The organism is Rhodococcus sp. PSBB066, assembly GCF_017068255.1.
GTDB lineage: Bacteria > Actinomycetota > Actinomycetes > Mycobacteriales > Mycobacteriaceae > Rhodococcus > Rhodococcus aetherivorans.
Genome location: NZ_CP070859.1, coordinates 2949047 through 2967894 on the forward strand (window position 1 = coordinate 2949047; position 18848 = coordinate 2967894).

General features: G+C 72.9%; 2 protein-coding genes. Both read left to right on the top strand.

Features of this window, described 5'->3' with window-relative positions; all coding sequences use genetic code 11:
• Positions 1-112 precede the first annotated feature (112 nt).
• Positions 113-12223 (top strand): non-ribosomal peptide synthetase, encoded by a 12111-nt coding sequence (locus JYA75_RS13470; protein WP_239010584.1) that lies wholly within the window; start codon positions 113-115, stop codon positions 12221-12223.
• Between the two features lie 605 nt (positions 12224-12828).
• A complete protein-coding gene (locus JYA75_RS13475) occupies positions 12829-18645 on the top strand; it encodes a non-ribosomal peptide synthetase (RefSeq protein ID WP_203330101.1) in 5817 nt (1938 codons plus the stop codon).
• Positions 18646-18848: the final 203 nt, after the last annotated feature.

An 18848-nucleotide genomic window follows, 5' to 3' on the forward strand; every position in this document is an offset into this window, starting at 1 on the left:
CCGTAGTGCAACGCAGGAGCCCGGTCCGGGCAGATCGAGGTCCGGGCGCGTGAGGCGAGAGCCGGGGGTGCGGCGCAGGGAACCGGGCCGGTCGCGTAGCCGGGCCACGCGCGTGGCACTGCTGCCGACTCTGCTGACCTCCGCGGTGGAGGAACGCGGAGACCATCCCGCGGTGGTGGGCGCCGCCGGTGGCCCCGCCCTGTCGTATCGCGAGCTGGACGAGAGGTCGTCGCGGTGGGCGCGGTGGCTGATCGGCCGGGGCGTCGGGCCGGGCGACGTGGTCGCGGTGGCGATACCCCGTTCGGTGGAGTCGGTGCTCGCGTTGTGGGCGGTGGCGAAGTCGGGCGCGACGTTCGTCCCCGTCGACCCGCGCTACCCACTCGAGCGGGTGGAATTCATGCTGGCAGACTCCGGCGCGGCCCTGTGCATGACGGTGCGCGATTTCGCGGCCGCGGTGCCGGCCGGAGTCGAACAGGTGCTGCTCGACGATGCGGCGGTGGCCGGGCAGGTCGGGCAGCTGCCCGGGCATCCCGTCTCGTACGCCGACCGGACGCGCGCGCTCGAAGGGCCGGACCTCGCCTGGATGATCTACACGTCCGGCTCCACGGGCCGCCCGAAGGGGGTGGCGGTCACCCATGCCGGGATCGCCGGCGTGATCTCCGCCGAGCGGGAGCACTACGGGGTCGGCGCGGACGCGCGGGTGTTGCATGTGTGCTCGCCGAGTTTCGACGTCTCGATGCTCGAGTTGCTGATCGGGTTCTCCGCGGGTGCGACGGTGGTGGTGGCGCCGGCGTCGGTGGGCGGCGGTGCCGACCTGGCCGAGGTGCTGGCGGCCGACGCGGTGACCCACGTGTTCATCACGCCGGCGGCATTGAGTTCGGTGGATCCCACGGGCCTGACGGACCTGCGGGTGGTGGTGGCGGCCGGGGAGGCCTTCGGGCCGGAGCTGGTGAGCCGGTGGACCGGTCCCGGCCGGCGGTTCTTCAACGCGTACGGGCCGACCGAGGCGACGATCCTGGCGACGAGCAGCGCGCCGCTGGTGGCGGGCGAGCCGATCACGATCGGCACCCCGATCCCGGGACTGGCGGCGTACGTGCTCGACGGCCGGTTGCGGCCGGTGCCGCCGGGTGTGGTGGGTGAGCTGTATCTGGCGGGCGCCCAGGTGGCGCGCGGCTACCACCGCCGGCCGGGACTGACGGCGGAGCGGTTCGTGGCCGATCCGTTCGGGTCGGATCCGGGAACCCGGATGTACCGGACGGGAGACCTGGTGCGCCGCGCGGCCGACGGCCCGATCGAGTATCTCGGGCGCAGCGATTTCCAGGTCAAGATCCGCGGGTTCCGGGTGGAACTGGGTGAGATCGACGCCGCCCTGACGGCCCGGCCGGACATCGAGTTCGCCGCGACCGTCGGGAAGGTGCTGCCGTCGGGGGAGACGGCACTGGTGTCGTACGTGCTGCCCGCGGCCGGAACCCGGATGGACGCGCCGGCGGTGCTCGCCGGGTTGGCCGAGACGCTGCCCGGCCACATGGTGCCGGCCCTGGTGATGGTGCTCGACGCGGTGCCGCTGACCCCGGTGGGCAAGCTCGATCGGGCGGCGCTGCCCGAACCGGTGTTCGCCGAGCGGGAATACCGGGCGCCGCGCACCCCGGTCGAGGAGACGGTCGCGTCGGTGTTCGCCGAGGTGCTCGGGCGCGAGCGCGTCGGCGTGGACGACTCCTTCCTCGAACTGGGGGGAAATTCGCTTCTCGCGACCCGGTTGGTGGCGCGCCTGGGTGCGGCCCTGGAGACCCGGGTGCCGGTGCCGGTGGTGTTCGAGGCGCCGACCGTGGCGGCATTGGCGGCGCATCTGGAGTCGGGTGGCGCGGCGGCACACGCTGTTCCGCTGGTGGCGCGGGAGCGCCCGGACCGCGTACCGCTGTCGTTCGCGCAGCAGCGGATGTGGTTCCTCAATCGGTTCGATCCGGCCTCCGCGGCCGACAACATCCCGGTGGCGATCCGGCTGACGGGCCGGCTCGACGTCGATGCCCTGCGAAAGTCGGTGTCCGACATCGCGGTCCGGCACGAGATCCTGCGAACCAGGTATCCCGAAACGGACGGGCGCCCGTACCAGACGGTCGTTCCCGCCGCCGGATACACGCCCGACTGGGCGTCGGAATCGGTGCCCGGAACGGAGCTGGCCGACCGGATCGCCGACGTGGTGGCCACCGGATTCGACGTGACCGCCGAGGTGCCGTTCCGGGTGCGGCTGTTCCGGGTCGCGGACGACGAGCACGTGCTCGTGTTCGTGGCACACCACATCAGCGCCGACGGCTGGTCGATGGCGCCGTTGACGCGCGATCTGATGACCGCGTACGCCGCGCGGGCCGCCGGCCGGGAGCCCGGATGGGAGCCGTTGCCGCTGCAGTACGCGGACTTCGCGCTGTGGCAGCGTGAGGTGCTCGGATCGGAGCGGGACGCGGACAGTCCCCTCTCGGCACAGGCGGAGTACTGGCGGCGGGTCCTCGCGGATCTCCCCGCGGAACTGCACCTCCCGACGGATCGGGCCCGCCCGCCGGTGCAGTCCTTCGCCGGCGGCCGGGTCGCGTTCGATATCGATGCCCCGACGCACCGGCGGGCGGGGGAACTGGCACAGCAGTGCGGGTCGACCCTGTTCATGGTCCTGCACACCGCGCTCGCGGTGTTCCTCGCCCGGATGTCGTCGTCGCATGACATCGCCGTGGGTACCGCGGTCGCCGGCCGCGGTGACGCCGCGCTGGACGAGATGGTCGGCATGTTCGTCAACACCTTGGTGCTGCGCACCCGGGTCGATCCCGGTTCCGGGTTCGCGGAGCATCTCGCGCGGGTCCGCGAGAGCGACCTGGAGGCGTTCACCCACGCGGAGATCCCCTTCGAGCGCGTCGTGGAACTGCTCGCTCCGGAGCGTTCGACCGCGCGGCACCCGCTGTTCCAGGTGGCCATCGCCTTCGAGAACCTGCCCCCCGCGGGTCTCGAGCTGCCGGACCTGAGCGTGGCGGCGGTGCCGTTCGATGCGACCACCGCGAAGTTCGATCTGTCGTTGACGCTGCGTGAACACACGGACCCCGGCGGGGGACCGGCGGGAATGTCGGCGGACTTCGTCTTCGCCAGGGACCTGTTCGACGACGAGACGGTGGCCGGATTCGCGCGGCGGTTCGTGCGGCTGCTGGCCGCCGCCGTGGCGGACCCGGCCGTGCCGGTCGGTGACCTGGCGCTCCTTGCCGACGACGAAGCCGACCGGCTCACCCGTGCCCCGGACGACGCACCGAGCGGTGCCCGCACGCTCGCCGAGATCCTGACGGCGGCGGTCTCCCGGGACCCCGAGGCGCCGGCCGTCCGGTACCAGGACCGCACGATCAGCTACCGCGAACTCGACGAGTCGTCGTCCCGGCTCGCGCGGGAACTGGCAGCACGCGGCGTCGGCCCCGAGGACGTGGTGGCGCTGGCGTTCCCGCGTTCCTACGAGATGGTGCTCGGCGTGTGGGCGGTCGCGAAGGCCGGCGCCGCGCACCTTCCGGTGGATCCGTCCTATCCGGCGGAGCGGGTCCGGTACATGCTCGCCGACTCCGGTGCGGCGGTGTGCCTGACCACCACCTCGTACGCCCCCGCGCTGCCCGCGTCCCCGCCCCGGCTGGAACTGGACGATCCCGAGGTCGTGCGGGCCGTCGCGACACGATCCGCCGCCCGGATGTCCGACGCCGAGCGGGTACGGCCGCTGTCGCTGCAGCACGCGGCGTACGTCATCTACACGTCGGGGTCGACCGGGCACCCCAAGGGTGTGGTGGTCACCCACGCGGGTCTCGACCCGCTGCTCGGTGCCGCGGTGACGCTGTACGGCGTGACGTCACGGTCGCGGTTCCTGCACGTGTGCTCGCCCAGCTTCGATCCGTCGGTGCTCGAGTGGATGGCCGCGTTCTCCCAGGGCGCGACCCTGGTCGTGGTGCCCTCGACGATCGTCGGCGGACCCGAACTCGCGGAACTGCTTCGGGCCGAACGGGTCAGCCACACCATCGTCACGCCGGCGGTGCTGGGGACGGTCGATCCGTCAGGACTCGACCGTCTCGAGGTCGTGTCCGTCGGCGGGGACGTGACATCGCCGCAACTGCTGGCGCGGTGGGCGCCGGGACGGAGCTACTTCAACGGCTACGGGCCTACGGAGACGACGATCATCTCGTCGTTCGCGCGGCTGCAGCCCGGGCGCCCGGTCACCGTCGGCCGGCCCGTACCGGGGGTGGCCGCCCTGGTGCTGGACTCCCGGCTGCGGCCGGTGCCGTCCGGCGTGGCCGGCGAGTTGTACCTGGCCGGGGCCGCTCTCGCGCGGGGCTACCACCGGCGCAGCGGGTTGTCGGCGGCACGGTTCGTGGCGGACCCGTTCGGAGCGCCGGGCACGCGGATGTACCGGACCGGCGACATGGTCCGATGGCGCAGCACCGGCGCGGTCGCCGAACTGGAGTACCTCGGGCGCAGCGACTTCCAGGTCAAGCTGCGTGGATTCCGGATCGAACTCGGCGAGATCGACGCCGCACTGGAACGGAACCCCTCCGTCGCGCAGGCCACCACGGTGCTGCACACCGATCCGCGCGGCGGGGACAGGCTCGTCGGCTACGTCGTCGGCGCGGCCGGCGCCGTGCCCGACCCGGCGCACCTGCGCCAGTTCCTCGCCGGGGAACTGCCGAACCACATGGTGCCCGGCCACATCGTCGTGCTCGACGCCCTGCCCCTCACTCCCGGTGGCAAGCTGGACAGGCGGGCACTGCCGGTGCCGCTGCCCGAGTCGGCCGAGTACTGCGCCCCCGCCACGTCCGACGAGCAAACGGTCGCAGACGTGTACGGGGCGGTGCTCGGGGTCGAGCGGGTCGGCCGCGCCGACGACTTCTTCGCGCTCGGCGGCAACTCGCTGCTCGCGATGCAGGTCATCGCGCGGCTCGAGGCCGCCCTCGGCGTCCGGGTCCCGGTGCGGACGTTGTTCGAAGCGCCGACCGTGTCGGCCCTGGCGGCGCGGATGGGGGATCCGGTCGCGGTCCCGTCCCGGATGCCCCTGCGCCCCCGGCCGCGCCCCGAGCGGATTCCGCTGTCGCTCGCGCAGCGGCGGATGTGGTTCTTCAACCGGTTCGACCCGGACTCCGCCGCCTTCAACATCCCGCTCGTGCTGCGATTGACCGGGGCGCTGGATGTGCCGGCGCTGCAGGCCGCCCTGCGCGACCTGCTCGCCCGGCACGAGGCCCTGCGCACCGTCTTCCCCGACTCCGACTCCGGACCGTTCCAGGTGATCGTTCCGCTCGAGGACGTACCGCTCGATCTGGCGGCACAGGACGTGGCCGAGGACGACCTGCACCCGCGGATCGCCGCCCTCGTCTCCCGGGGGTTCGACGTCACCGGTGCGGTACCCGTCCGGGCGGCCCTGTTGCGGCTCACCGACCGGGACCACGTGCTGGTCGTCGTCGTTCACCACATCGCGAGCGACGGCGGATCCCGGGCCCCGATGGCCCGGGATCTGGCCACCGCGTACCTGTCCCGCAGAGCGGGCCGGGCACCGGAGTGGACTCCGCTGCCGGTGCAGTACGCCGACTACGCCCTGTGGCAACAGGACGTGCTGGGCTCCGAGGACGACCCCGAGTCGGTGCTCGCGCGCCAGTTGAACTACTGGACCACGGCGCTGGCGGACCTGCCGGACCTGGTGGAACTGCCCACCGACCGCCCGCGGCCCGCCGTGCAGACCGGGCGCGGCGCGAGCGTCGACTTCACCCTGGACGAGGCGTTGGCCGCCCGGCTCGATCGGCTCGCCCGGGATCACGGCGTGACGTTCTTCATGCTCGCGCACGCCGCGCTCGCGGTCCTGCTGGCCCGCCTGTCCGGTACCGACGACATTCCCGTCGGGGCACAGGTCGCCGGCCGCGGCGAGGAGGCGCTCGACGATCTCGTGGGGATGTTCGGCAACACCCTCGTGCTGCGCACTCGGATCCACCCGGACGCCACCTTCTCCGAGCTTCTCGCCGGCGTGCGGGAGGTCGACCTCGCCGCCTTCGGCAACCCCGACGTTCCGCTCGAACGGCTCGTGGAGATCCTCGATCCCGTCCGGTCCACCGCGCATTCGGCCCTGTTCCAGGTGCTGCTCGTGGTGCACAACTTCACCCGCTCCGAGATCGCATTGCCGGACCTGCACATCGCGCCGGTCGGGACGGCCACGGGCGGCGCCAAACTCGATCTCGAGATCCACCTGACCGAGATGCGCGACGAGCAGGGGCGGCGGGACGGGGTCGCCGGATCCGTCGTCTACGCGTGTGACCTGTTCGACGAGGACACCGTGCGGACGTTCGCCGCGCGACTCGCGTCGATCCTGGAGGCGGCGGCGGACGATCCGGGCGTTCCGGTCGGCGGCATCGACCTGCGCACCGCGGAGGAACGTGCCCGGCTCGACGAGCTGAACCGGACCGCCGCGCCGCTCGGTGACCGGTTGGTGCTGGACGCGTTCACCCGGCAGGCGCGGCGCACCCCCGACGCGACGGCGGTCGTCTTCGAGGACACCGCGCTGACCTACGCGCAGTTCGCCTCTCGGGTGGACCGGCTCGCCCGGCGCCTCGTCGCGTGCGGCGTCGGGCCCGATCGGCTGGTCGGCGTCCACATGAGCCGATCGGTCGAGATGATGGTCGGGATCTATGCGGTTCTCCGGGCCGGTGGCGGGTACGTGCCGCTCGACCCGGAACACCCCGCCGAGCGAACGGCATACGTCCTGGCCACCGCCGAGCCGGTGGTGGTGCTGACCACGACGCGCGATCGGGGCACGCTCCCCGATTCCGTCCCGGCCCTCGTGGTCGACGAATCGGACTTCGCCCCGGCGCCGGTCACCGAGTTCGCCGACCACGAGCGCCTGGCGCCGCTGCATCGGGCGAACATCGCCTACGTGATCTACACCTCCGGGTCGACGGGCCGGCCCAAGGGCGTTGCCGTCACCCACGGCGCCGTCGTCAACCAGATGACGTGGATGCGCGAGCGCTACGAATTCGGCATGGGGGACACGGCGCTGCAGAAGACCCCCATCACGTTCGACGCGTCGGTGTGGGAGCTGTTCTTCCCGCTGCAGGTCGGTGCGCGGCTCGTGGTCGCGGCACCGGGAGGCCATCGCGACCCGGAGTACCTGGCCCGCCTGTCGCGGCAGTGGGCCGTCGGCATCCTCGAGTTCGTTCCGGCGATGCTCGCCGTGTTCCTCGCCGATCCCGCACTCGAACTGCCGGCGACGCTGAAGTACCTGTCCGTCGGTGGCGAGGCGCTGCCGGGAGAGCTCGCGGCCCGGTTCGCCGAACGCTCGGATGCGCTGCTGGACAACACGTACGGCCCGACCGAGGCGACCGTCACCGCGACCGTGCTGCGCTGTGCCGGACGTCGCACCGATGCCGGCACCGTGCCGATCGGCCGTCCGATCCGCAACACCACCACGCATGTTCTCGACGAGCGGCTGAACCCGGTGCCGATCGGGGTGCCGGGGGAGCTGTATCTCGGTGGGGTGCAACTTGCCCGCGGTTACCATGCCCGCCCGGATCTGACCGCGCAGCGGTTCGTCGCGCACCCCGGCGGGGCGCGGCTGTACCGCACCGGTGACCGGGTCCGGTGGTTGCCGGACGGTACGCTCGAGTTCCTGGGCCGCAACGACTTCCAGGTGAAGGTGCGCGGTCTGCGGATCGAGCTGGGGGAGATCGAGGCGGCACTGCTGGCGCAGCCGCAGGTGGCGCAGGCCGTCGTGACCGTCCACGACGGGCCCCACGGCGCGCAGATCGCCGCGTACGTCGTGTCCGCGGACGGCGCCGAGGCCGACGCGGACGCCGTTCGCGCGGCAGTGGGGCGCCTGCTGCCGCGGTACATGGTGCCCGACGTGGTGACCGTGCTCGGGGAACTCCCGCTCACCACATCCGGAAAGGTGGATCGCCGGGCCCTGCCGGAACCGGTCCCGGCCGTCCGTGAGTTCCGGGGGCCCACCACCGCGATCGAGAAGACCGTCGCCTCGGTGATCGGTGAAGTGCTCGGCGCGGAGCGGCTCGGTCTCGACGACGACTTCTTCGCGCTCGGCGGGAATTCGCTGATCGCCACGCGTGTGGTCGCCCGGATCGGGTCGGCGCTGCGCGCGTCGGTGCCCGTCCGCGTGATCTTCGAGGCGTCGACGATCGAGTCGCTGTCGGCAGCCGTGGAACGGCACGTCGGGTCCGGCGGCCTGCCCGCCCTGGCGGCCCGGCCGCGTCCGGAGCGGATCCCGCTGTCGCCGGCCCAACAGCGGATGTGGTTCCTCAGCCGGTTCGAGGCGACCGCGGCGGCCTACAACATCCCGATGGCCGTGCGGCTGACCGGACGGCTGGATCCGGCCGCGCTGCAGTCGGCGGTCGCCGACGTGGTCGCCCGGCACGAGGTCCTCCGGACCGTCTACCCCGAGGTCGACGGGGTCCCGGTCCAGCAGATTCTGCCCGCGGGCGCCGGTGTGCCGGCCCTGCGCCCGGCGGACGTCGACGAATCGGAGCTCCAGGCCGCCGTCCGGTCGGCGGCGGCGGTCGGATTCGATGTCACCCGGTCCGTTCCGGTTCTCGTGCGGCTGTTTCGGGTGTCCCCGGCCGAACACGTCCTGCTCGTCGTGGTGCACCATATCGCCGCCGACGGCTATTCCGTGGCGCCGCTCGTGCGGGATCTCGCCCTCGCGTACAGCGCGCGACGGGAGGGCCGCGAACCCGCATGGCGGCCGCTGCCGGTGCAGTATGCGGACTACACGCTGTGGCAGCGGGAGGTGCTGGGCAGCGAAGCCGATCCCGCCTCGCGCGTCTCCCGCCAGCTCGCCTACTGGGCCGACGAACTGGCCGGGCTGCCCGACCAGTTGCCCGTGCCCACGACCCGGCCGCGGCCTCCGGTGCAGTCCTACCGGGGAGACCGGGTTCCCGTCACGATCGACGCGGACCTTCACGGCAGGGTGGCCGCGCTCGCGGCGGCCACGAGGACCACTCCCTTCACGGTCGTGCACACGGCCTTCGCGGTGCTGCTGGCCCGGCTGTCCGGCACCGAGGACGTCGCGGTGGGCACCCCGGTGGCCGGTCGGGGTGAGGCGGCCCTCGACGACCTGATCGGGATGTTCGTGAACACCCTCGTGTTCCGCACGCGGGTCGATCCCGCCGTCTCCTTCGCGTCGCTGCTCGCGCAGGTCCGGGAGCAGGACATTCAGGCCCTGGCCCATGCGGACGTCCCGTTCGAACGACTCGTCGAGGCGCTGGCGCCGGCCCGGTCCATGGCGCGGCATCCGCTGTTCCAGGTGGGGTTGTCGTTCCAGAACCTCGGAGCGGTCGCCTTCGAACTCCCGGACCTGGTGGCGGCTCCGGTCGACGTCGCAGGGGAGATCGCCCAGTTCGACCTGCACCTGATCGTCGGCGACAGTTACGGCGCAGACGGGACGCCCGCGGGTATCGGCGGGCATCTGTCCTACGCCACCGATCTCTTCGACGTACGCGCGGCCGCGTCCATCGCGGACCGGTTCGTTCGGATCCTGGGCGAACTCGTCTCGGTTCCCGACCGGGCGGTCGGCGACGCCGATCTGCTCGGCGCCGACGAGCGGCGGGCGCTGCTCGAGGCGGCGAACGACACCCGGGTCGAGGTTGCGGGCGGCGGCTGCCTCCCCGAGCTGTTCCAGCACCAGGTGCACGAACGCCCGGGGGCGGTCGCGCTCGTCGGGGACGGCGTGCAGCTGACCTTCGGGGAACTCGGCGCTCGCGTCGCCCGGCTGGCCCGCGCGCTGGTGGCGGCCGGCGTCGGGCCGGAGACCCGGGTCGGTCTGATGATGCCCGGCTCCGTGGACCTCGTCGTCGCCATGTACGCGGTGTCCGCCGCCGGGGGCGCGTACGTTCCGCTCGACCCGTCGCTGCCGATCACCAGGCTGGCCCGCATGGTCGAGGCGGCGCGGCCGGCGACGGTGCTCGCGACGGCGGTGTCCACGCGCGTCGCGAGGGAGGTTGTGCCGGAGCCGATCCCGGTGATCGATACCTCGAGTGTGGACCTGTCGCGGTACTCGGCCGCCCCGGTGACCGACGCCGATCGCAGTGCGCCGCTGCGGCCCTCGAACCTCGCCTACATACTGTTCACGTCGGGATCGACCGGGGTGCCCAAGGGCGTGGCGGTGGCCCACGGCGCAGTGGTCAACCAGTTGCGCTGGATGCATGCGGAGTTCGGGTTCGGTCCGGACGAGGTGACGGTGCAGCGGACGGTGGCGACGTTCGACCTGTCGGTGTGGGAGTTCTGGGGCGCCACGACATGTGGCGGCCGGCTGGTGGTGGCGGATCCCGAGGCTCGCCGCGATCCGCTCCGCCTGCTCGCGCTCGTCGAGCGCGAGTTCGTGACGACGCTGTACCTGGTTCCGTCCCTGCTGAGCGCCCTGATCGCGGGTGCAGACCGAGAATTGCCGACCTCGGTGCGGCGGGTGCTCTCGATCGGGGAGACGCTACCGGGTGCCGTGGCCGGGGCGTGGCGCCGGTCGAGCCGGGCGGAGCTCGTCAATCTGTACGGACCCACCGAGGCGGCCGTGTCGGTGACGGCGCACCGGGTCACGGGCGCGGACACCGACCAGGTGCCGATCGGGGTGCCCGGGTGGAACACCCGCGTGTACGTACTCGACCGGCGGCTGCGGCCCGTGCCGGTGGGAGTGACCGGAGAGCTCTACCTGGCGGGCCGGCAACTCGCGCGGGGCTACAGCGGCAGCCCCGGGGCGACCGCGGACCGGTTCGTTGCCGACCCCTTCGGGGCCGGGGGCCGTCTGTACCGCACCGGTGATCTGGCCCGGTGGACCCCTGCGGGCGTCCTCGAGCACGTGGGCCGCGGAGACTCCCAGGTCAAGCTGCGCGGTTTCCGGATCGAACTCGGAGACATCGAGGCGGCGCTGCTGCGTCTGCCCGCCGTGGCGGCCGCGGTCGCGACGGTGCACCACGACGCCGCGACCGGCGCTCGGATCGTCGCGTATGTCGTTGCCGCGCAGGGTGAGTCGGACCTCGACCTGGGGGCCCTGCGGAGCGCGCTCGCGGACGAGCTGCCGAACTACATGCTGCCGGCCTCGATCATGCGCCTGGACCGGCTCCCCGTCGGAACGACGGGCAAGGTCGATCGCGGCGCGCTGCCCGCGCCGATGCCCGAGCGGGCGTCCTACCGGGCTGCGGCGACGCCCGTCGAGCGTGCGGTTGCGCAGGTGTTCGCGGACGTCCTCGCTGCGGACCGGGTCGGATCCGACGACGACTTCTTCGTCCTCGGCGGATCCTCGCTCGTGGCCGTGGGGGCGACGCGGGAGCTCGCGCGCCGGCTCGGCCGTCCGGTGCCGCTCGAGTGGGTGTTCGCCCATCCGACGGTGGGGGACCTTGCGGCCCGGATCGAGCAGTCGGCGGGGGAGAAGCCGCCGGCGAGCGGGTCCGCCGACTCCTCCCTGGACGTGCTGCTGCCGCTGCGCGAGGGCGACGACGGACGCGATCCGGTGTTCTTCGTCCATCCGGTGATCGGCCTCGCCTGGAGCTTCGCCTCGCTCGCCGGCTACGTCGAGCCGGGCCGTGCGGTCTACGGACTGCAGTCCCCGGCGCTGTCCGGGGAGTCGGACCTACCGGATTCGATCGAGTCCTGGGCGGCGCGGTACGTCTCGGAGGTCCGGCGGGTCCATCCGGACGGTCCCTTCCACCTGGTCGGATGGTCCCTCGGCGGGGTGATCGCCCACGAGATGGCGGTCCAGCTCCAGCGAGCCGGACTCGAGGTCGGTTCGCTCGTGCTGCTCGACGCCTATCTGCCCGACGCCGTGCGCGGCCCGGTGGATCCGGTCGCGGTGGCTGCGGCGGCCTTCGGTGCGAACCGCGCCGGCGGCGGGGAACCGGCGTACGCCCTCGGTGACATCGGGATGCTCGCCGACGAGATCGATCCCACCCTCGCCTCGTCCGTCCTCACGAGCATCGACTGCTCGTTCGAGGCGCTCGAGCGGCACGTGCCGGCCCGGTACGAGGGACGCATTCTCTTCGTCGGCGCCGCGCCGCAGACCGTGCCGGATCCCGAATCGGGCCGGGACTGGTCACCGTACGTCTCCGGCGGCGTGCACCGGCACGACCTGCCGACCTCGCATTGGGAGATGACCGGGCCGAGTGCGTGCGCTCGTCTCGGGCCGCTGCTGGCGCGCTGGACGTCCGGCGGCTCCTGCCCGGAATGCGACGGCGTGGATCGCTGACCCATGGGTGAGCGGCGGCCGTGTTCGAGCTCACATTCGACATCGAACGTCTGCTGTCCAACAGTTGGATGAAACGTGTGCATTGTCTAGCCTTGGCGGGGTTCGTGGTGCGGTCGGAACGGCCGAACGGCCGGAAGGCGGTGCCGAACGGCCCGGAGGCGGTGCCGAGGTCCTTCGCCTCGCGCCGCCGGAACCTGCAGGCGGCGAGGCGGATCCGGCGCGAGGGCCGGGATCTCCCCGCCGCGGTCGGGTGCGGCGGTCCGGGCCGTTCGTCCCGTGCGGGGCGACGCTGTGTCGCGCGACGAACGTCGCGCCGGGGCCGCGCCTACGCTCTCGCCGGGCCGGCGACTCCTGTCCGGAATGCCGGTCTACCCGTCGGTAACTTAGTTACCGGACATACGTACAGGTGGCACGGTTTGTTTTCGTGTGGAATGGTGACGAAGTGCTCTAGCGCCGGGAATCGTCGGGGTTCCGGTGCGCGAGGCGCAGTGGAGCGGCGACCGCCGGGGGAGGGCGGGCGTCGCCGTAGTTCTTGACACCCCGGCGGTGAACGGAGCCGGGATGCGCACGCGCGCAACGGCTCCGGAATTCGGAGGGGAGAGCCGATGAAGGTGATCGACCGAACCGTCCGCGGAAATCTCCGCGGTTCGCGCCGCCGGACGCCCACGGCACTGCTGCCGCACCTGCTGTCGGCCGCCGTCGAACGCGATCCCGGCGCGCCGGCGCTCACGTCGGAGGGACGCACCCTCACCTACCGCGATGCCGACGCCGAGTCGTCCCGGCTCGCCCGCCTGCTCATCGCGCGGGGAATCGGCCCCGAGGACCGCGTCGCGGTGCTGCTCACCCGCTCGATCCGGTCCGTTCTCGCCGTCTGGGCGGTCGCCAAGACGGGCGCGGCGTTCGTCCCGGTGGACCCCCGCTACCCGGCCGATCGGGTCCGCTACATGCTGTCGGACTCGAACGCCCGCCTCGCCCTCACGGTGGCCGGGCACCGGCACGTCGTCCCCGAGGGGTTCGACACCGTCGTCCTGGACGGCGCCGAGATCCGGACGGAACTCGACGCCTGCCCGGCCGACCCGCTCGCCTTCGTCGACCGGGTGCGGCCGCTGCGCCCCGACCATCCCGCCTACGTCATCTACACCTCGGGCTCCACGGGACAGCCGAAGGGCGTCGTGGTCACCCAGGCCGGGCTCGCCGCCTTCTGCGCCGAGCAGGTCGAGCGCTACCACCTCACCCCCGGCGCCCGCACCCTGCACTTCGCGTCCCCCAGCTTCGACGCGTCGGTGCTCGAGCTGCTGCTCGCCGTCGGTGCCGGGGCGACGATGGTCGTCGCCCCGCCCTCCGTGTACGGCGGCGACGAGCTGGCCGGACTGCTGCGCAGCGAGCGGGTCACGCACGCCTTCGTGACCCCGGCGGCCCTCGCCTCGGTGGAGCCCGCCGGCCTGGAGGACCTCGGGGTGGTGGTGGTCGGCGGCGAGGCGTGCCCGCCGGACCTGGTGGCGCGCTGGGCGCCCGGCCGCCGGTTCCACAACGGGTACGGCCCCACGGAGACCACGATCATGACGAACATCTCCGGGCCGCTTCGGCCCGGCGAACCCGTCACGATCGGCCGGCCGATTCGCGGAGTCGCCGCCGAGGTCCTCGATTCCCGCCTTCGGCCCGTGCCGGCGGGCACGGCCGGCGAACTGTACCTGACCGGGCCCGGCCTCGCCCGCGGCTATCACGATCGTCCCGGACTCACGGCCGCGCGCTTCGTCGCCGCGCCCGGTGGCGCCCGGAGGTACCGCACCGGTGACCTGGTGCGGTCCCCGCGCTCGGCCCGCGAGGGCATCTCGTATCTGGGCCGGAACGACTTCCAGGTCAAGGTGCGTGGCTTCCGCATCGAGCTCGGTGAGATCGATGCGGCGTTCGCCGCGCACTCCACGGTCGACTTCGCCGCCACCGTCGGTCACCGGGGTGCGACGGGGGAGACCCGTCTCGTCACCTACGTGCACGCCGCCCCCGGTTCCGCGATCGACGCCGCCGCGCTCACGGCCTTCGTCGCCGAACGGCTTCCGTCGCACATGATTCCGTCGTCGGTGATCGCGCTGGAGGCCATTCCGCTGACGCCGGTGGGCAAGCTCGATCGCGCGGCCCTGCCCGAGCCCGAGATCGCGTCGGCCCCGTACCGGGCGCCGGCCACCGTCGCGGAGGCGGCCGTCGCGGAGGCGTTCGCCGACGTGCTCGGGGTGCCGCGGGTCTCGGTCGACGACGACTTCTTCGACCTGGGCGGCAACTCGCTGCTCGCCACTCGCGTGATCGGTCGGATCAGGGCGGCGCTCGACGTCACCGTCTCCGCCGCCGACCTGTTCGACGCCACCACGGTCGCGTCGCTCGCGGCCCGGGTCGAGGCCGCGCCGGCGGCCGCCCGCGGCCTGCTGCCGCGGCGCCCGCGACCCGACCGGATCCCGCTCTCTCCCGCGCAGCAGCGCATGTGGTTCCTCAACCGCCTCGATCCGGACTCGGCGGTGTTCAACATCCCGCTCGCCGTGCGGCTGTCCGGCAGGCTCGACGTCGACGCGATGCGCGCGGCCGTGCGGGACGTCGTCGCGCGGCACGAGACGCTCCGGACGGTGTACCCCGAGGTCGACGGCGTCGGCGAGCAGCGCATCCTCGCCGTCGGCGACGTTCCGCTCGACCTCGGGCCGGAGGACGCGACCGACTCCGACGCCCCGGCCCGCCTCGCCGGCTTCGCGGGCAGGCGCTTCGACGTCACCGGCGAGGTTCCCGTCCGCGCCCGGCTCTTCCGGATCGCCGACGACGAGCACGTGCTCGCCGTGGTCCTCCACCACATCGCCGGCGACGGCTCGTCGCTGGGGCCGCTCGTCCGGGACCTCGTCACCGCCTACACCGCACGGTCGGCGGGACGGGAACCGTCGTGGGAGCCCCTGCCCGTCCAGTACGCCGACTACACGCTGTGGCAGCTCGACGCCCTCGGCGACGAGGACGATCCCCGGTCCGGGACGGCCCGGCAGCTGGCCTACTGGCGACGTGCGCTCGCCGGCATCCCCGAGCACCTCGAGCTCGCCACCGACCGGCCGCGCCCCGCGGTCATCGGCCATGCGGGCGAACGGGTCTCGGCGCAAGTCGACGAGGCCACCCGCGACGCGATCGCGGCTCTCGCGCGCGAGCACGGCGTGACCCCGTTCATGGTGCTGCACGCGGTCCTCGCGGTGCTGCTCGCGCGGGTGTCGAACACCCACGACGTGGTTGTCGGCACCCCCGTCGCGGGACGCACGGCCCCCGAACTCGACGGCCTGATCGGCATGTTCGTCAACATGCTCGCCCTGCGGACGGACGTCGACGTCGCCGCGTCGTTCACGACGCTGCTCGAGCAGGTCCGCGACACCGATCTGCAGGCGTTCGCGCACGCCGACGTGCCCTTCGAACGCCTCGTCGAGGTGCTCGACCCGGTCCGGTCCACCGCGCGCCATCCCCTCTTCCAGGTCGGGTTCTCGTACCAGAACTTCGCCTACGACGCCCTCGAGCTGCCGGAACTGCGGATCGCCCCGGTCGAGAGCGATTCGTACGCAGCGCGTTTCGATCTCCACGTCACAGTGGTCGACCACGGTGCGGGCGGCGGCCCGGGCGGTTTCGACGTCGAGTTCGGTTACGCCACCGACCTGTTCGACGCGCCGACGATCCAGCGCATGCTCGACCGGTACCTGCGGATTCTGCGGGCGATCGTCGCCGAACCCGACACCGTCGTCGGCGACATCGATCTGCACGACGCCACGGAACTCGCCGGGATGATGCGGGCATGGGAGGCCGAACAGGCCGACCTCACCGCCGGCCGGACCCTCGTCGACCTGTTCGACGAGCAGGTCGCGGCCACCCCGGACGCACCCGCGCTGGTGTTCCGCGGCGGCACCCTCACCTACCGGGAGTTCGACGAGCGCGTCACCCGGCTCGCCCGCCATCTCGTGGCGCAGGGAGTGGGACCGGAATCCACGGTGGCCCTGTGCATCCGGCGTTCGGTCGACCTCGTGGTGGCGATGTACGCCGTCGCCAAGGCCGGCGGCGCCTACCTGCCGCTGGATCCCGACCACCCCGCGGCCCGCAACGAGTACATCCTCGGCGCCGCGGCCCCGCAGTGCGTGCTGTCGACCACCGCCGACCGGGTCGACGCGCTGGCCGGGCGGACGGTGCTCGACATCGACCGCCTCGACCTGAGCGACGTCGATCCCGCGCCGCTCGGTGACGCGGACCGGCGGACACCGCTGCGCGCCGCGAACACCGCCTACGTCATCTACACCTCCGGATCGACCGGACGCCCGAAGGGCGTGGCCGTGCCGCACGAGGCGATCGTCAACCAGATCGCCTGGAAGCGGGCGCACTACGAGCTCGGCCCCGACGACGCGGTACTGCTCAAGACCGCCGCGACCTTCGACCTGTCGGTGTGGGAGTTCTGGTCCGCGCTCACCTGCGGGGCCCGCCTGGTGATCACCGCCCACGACGGGCACCGCGACCCGTCCTACCTCAACGACCTGATCCGCCGGGAGAAGGTCACGACCCTGCACGTGGTGCCGTCGATGCTCGAGGCGCTGCTCGAGGACTCGGCCGGCGAGCTGCCCGACACCCTGCGCCGCGTCCTCGCCATCGGCGAGGTGCTGCCCACCCCGACGGCGGAGCGCGCGCTCGGCGCCTCGAACGCGGACCTGGTGAACCTGTACGGCCCGACGGAGGCGGCCGTCTCGGTGACCGCGCACGCGGTCACCGCACTCGCGCACACGTCGGTGCCGATCGGCGACCCCATCCCCAACACCCAGACGTTCGTCCTCGACGAGCGGATGCACCCCGTGCCGCCGGGCGTGGCCGGCGAACTGTACCTGGCCGGGGTGCAGCTCGCCCGCGGGTACCTGGGCCGACCCGGCCTGACCGCCGAGCGGTTCGTCGCCAATCCGTTCGGCGTGCCCGGCTCACGCCTCTACCGCACCGGGGACGTGGTGCGCTGGCGCGTCGACGGTGACGACCCCGGCCGCGGCACCCTGGAATACCTCGAGCGCGCCGACTTCCAGGTCAAGGTGCACGGGTTCCGGATCGAACTCGGGGAGATCGAGGCCGCGCTGCGCGCCCTTCCGGCGATCCGCGACGCCGCGGTCACCGTCCACGGCGGGGACCGGCTGGTGGCCTTCCTGGTCCCGGCTGCCGGGCCGGTCGACGTCGCCCGGCTGCGCGCCGCGCTGGCCGAGACCCTGCCCTCCTACATGGTGCCCGCCGGCTTCGTCACCCTCGACGCGTTGCCGCTGAACCCGCACGGCAAGCTCGACCGCGCGGCACTCCCCGAGCCGGTGATCGCCCCGCGGAGCCACCGCCCGCCGCGCACTCCGCTCGAGACGGAGGTCGCCGCCGCATACCGGGAGGTCCTCGCGCCGGCCGGGGGAACCGACACCGGGGCGTTCCCGGTCGGCCTCGACGACGACTTCTTCGACCTCGGGGGGAACTCCCTCAGCGCCGTGCGGGTGATCGCCCGGCTGCGCGAGCGCACGAGCCTGCCGGTGTCGCTGCAGTGGCTGTTCCTCACGCCCACCGTCGAAGCCCTCGCCGCCCGGATCGAGGCATCCGCCGGCGATCCCGGTCCGGCCGATCACACCGCAGGGTTCGACGCGGTGCTGCCCCTGCGCCCGGGCGGTTCCGCCGAACCGGTGTTCTGCATCCACCCGGTGATCGGCCTGTCGTGGAGCTTCGCCGGCCTGGCCCGCCACCTCGACCCCGAGCGTCCCCTCTTCGGACTGCAGTCCCCGGCCCTGCGCGACGACGAACCGCTGCCCGAGAGCATCGACGCGTGGGCGGCCGACTATGCGGCCCGGATCCGGCATGTCCAGCCGGCCGGTCCGTACCACCTGGTCGGCTGGTCGCTCGGCGGCATCCTCGCCCACGCCGTCGCGGTCCGTCTGCGCGCCGACGGCGACGAGGTCGCCACCCTCGCCCTGCTCGACGCGCATCCGCCCACCGCGCCGACCGGGACCGCCCCCTCCGCGGTCACCGTCGCCGACCTGCTCGGCGCGATCGGAACCGACGTCGGGTCCGACGTCGACCTGGCGGAGTTCACCCCCGCGCGGGCACTGGAGCTGGTCGCCGACCTGCCGGCCCCGTTCGACGCGCTGTCCCTGCCCCGGCTCGAACGCCTCTTCGAGGGCGTGCGCCTGTCCTACCGGCTGCTCGGCGAGCACCGGCCCGCCCGATACGACGGTGATCTGCTGTTCTTCGCCGCGGGGGAGGACGGAACCTCGGCCGCCCGCGCCGCGCAGCAGTGGCGGGCCCACGTCACCGGCACCCTGGCGGTCGAATCGGTCCAGGCCACCCACTGGAAGATGACGTCGCAGGAAGCCCTCGCCCGGATCGGTCCGGTGCTGGACCGCTGGATCGGGGGCGCCCGCTGACCCGTATCCTCCGTCGTCCTCCCGGCGACCGCGACGGGTGATCCGCGGTCGACCGCCCGGTTTCGGCCGTAACGAAGCGCCCGACGCCCCGATGGTCTAATGGGGCTGGCGCGTGCCACCCTGCACTGTCGTGTGCAGAGGGCAGCGGCTGGGACGATGAGGGATACGCGAGGTGGATGATGCCTGGAGTGCACGCGCAGGAC

Coding starts and splice junctions, on each gene's coding strand:
- JYA75_RS13475 (WP_203330101.1), top strand. CDS start 12,829: ATGAAGGTGATCGACCGAACCGTCCGCGGAAATCTCCGCGGTTCGCGC.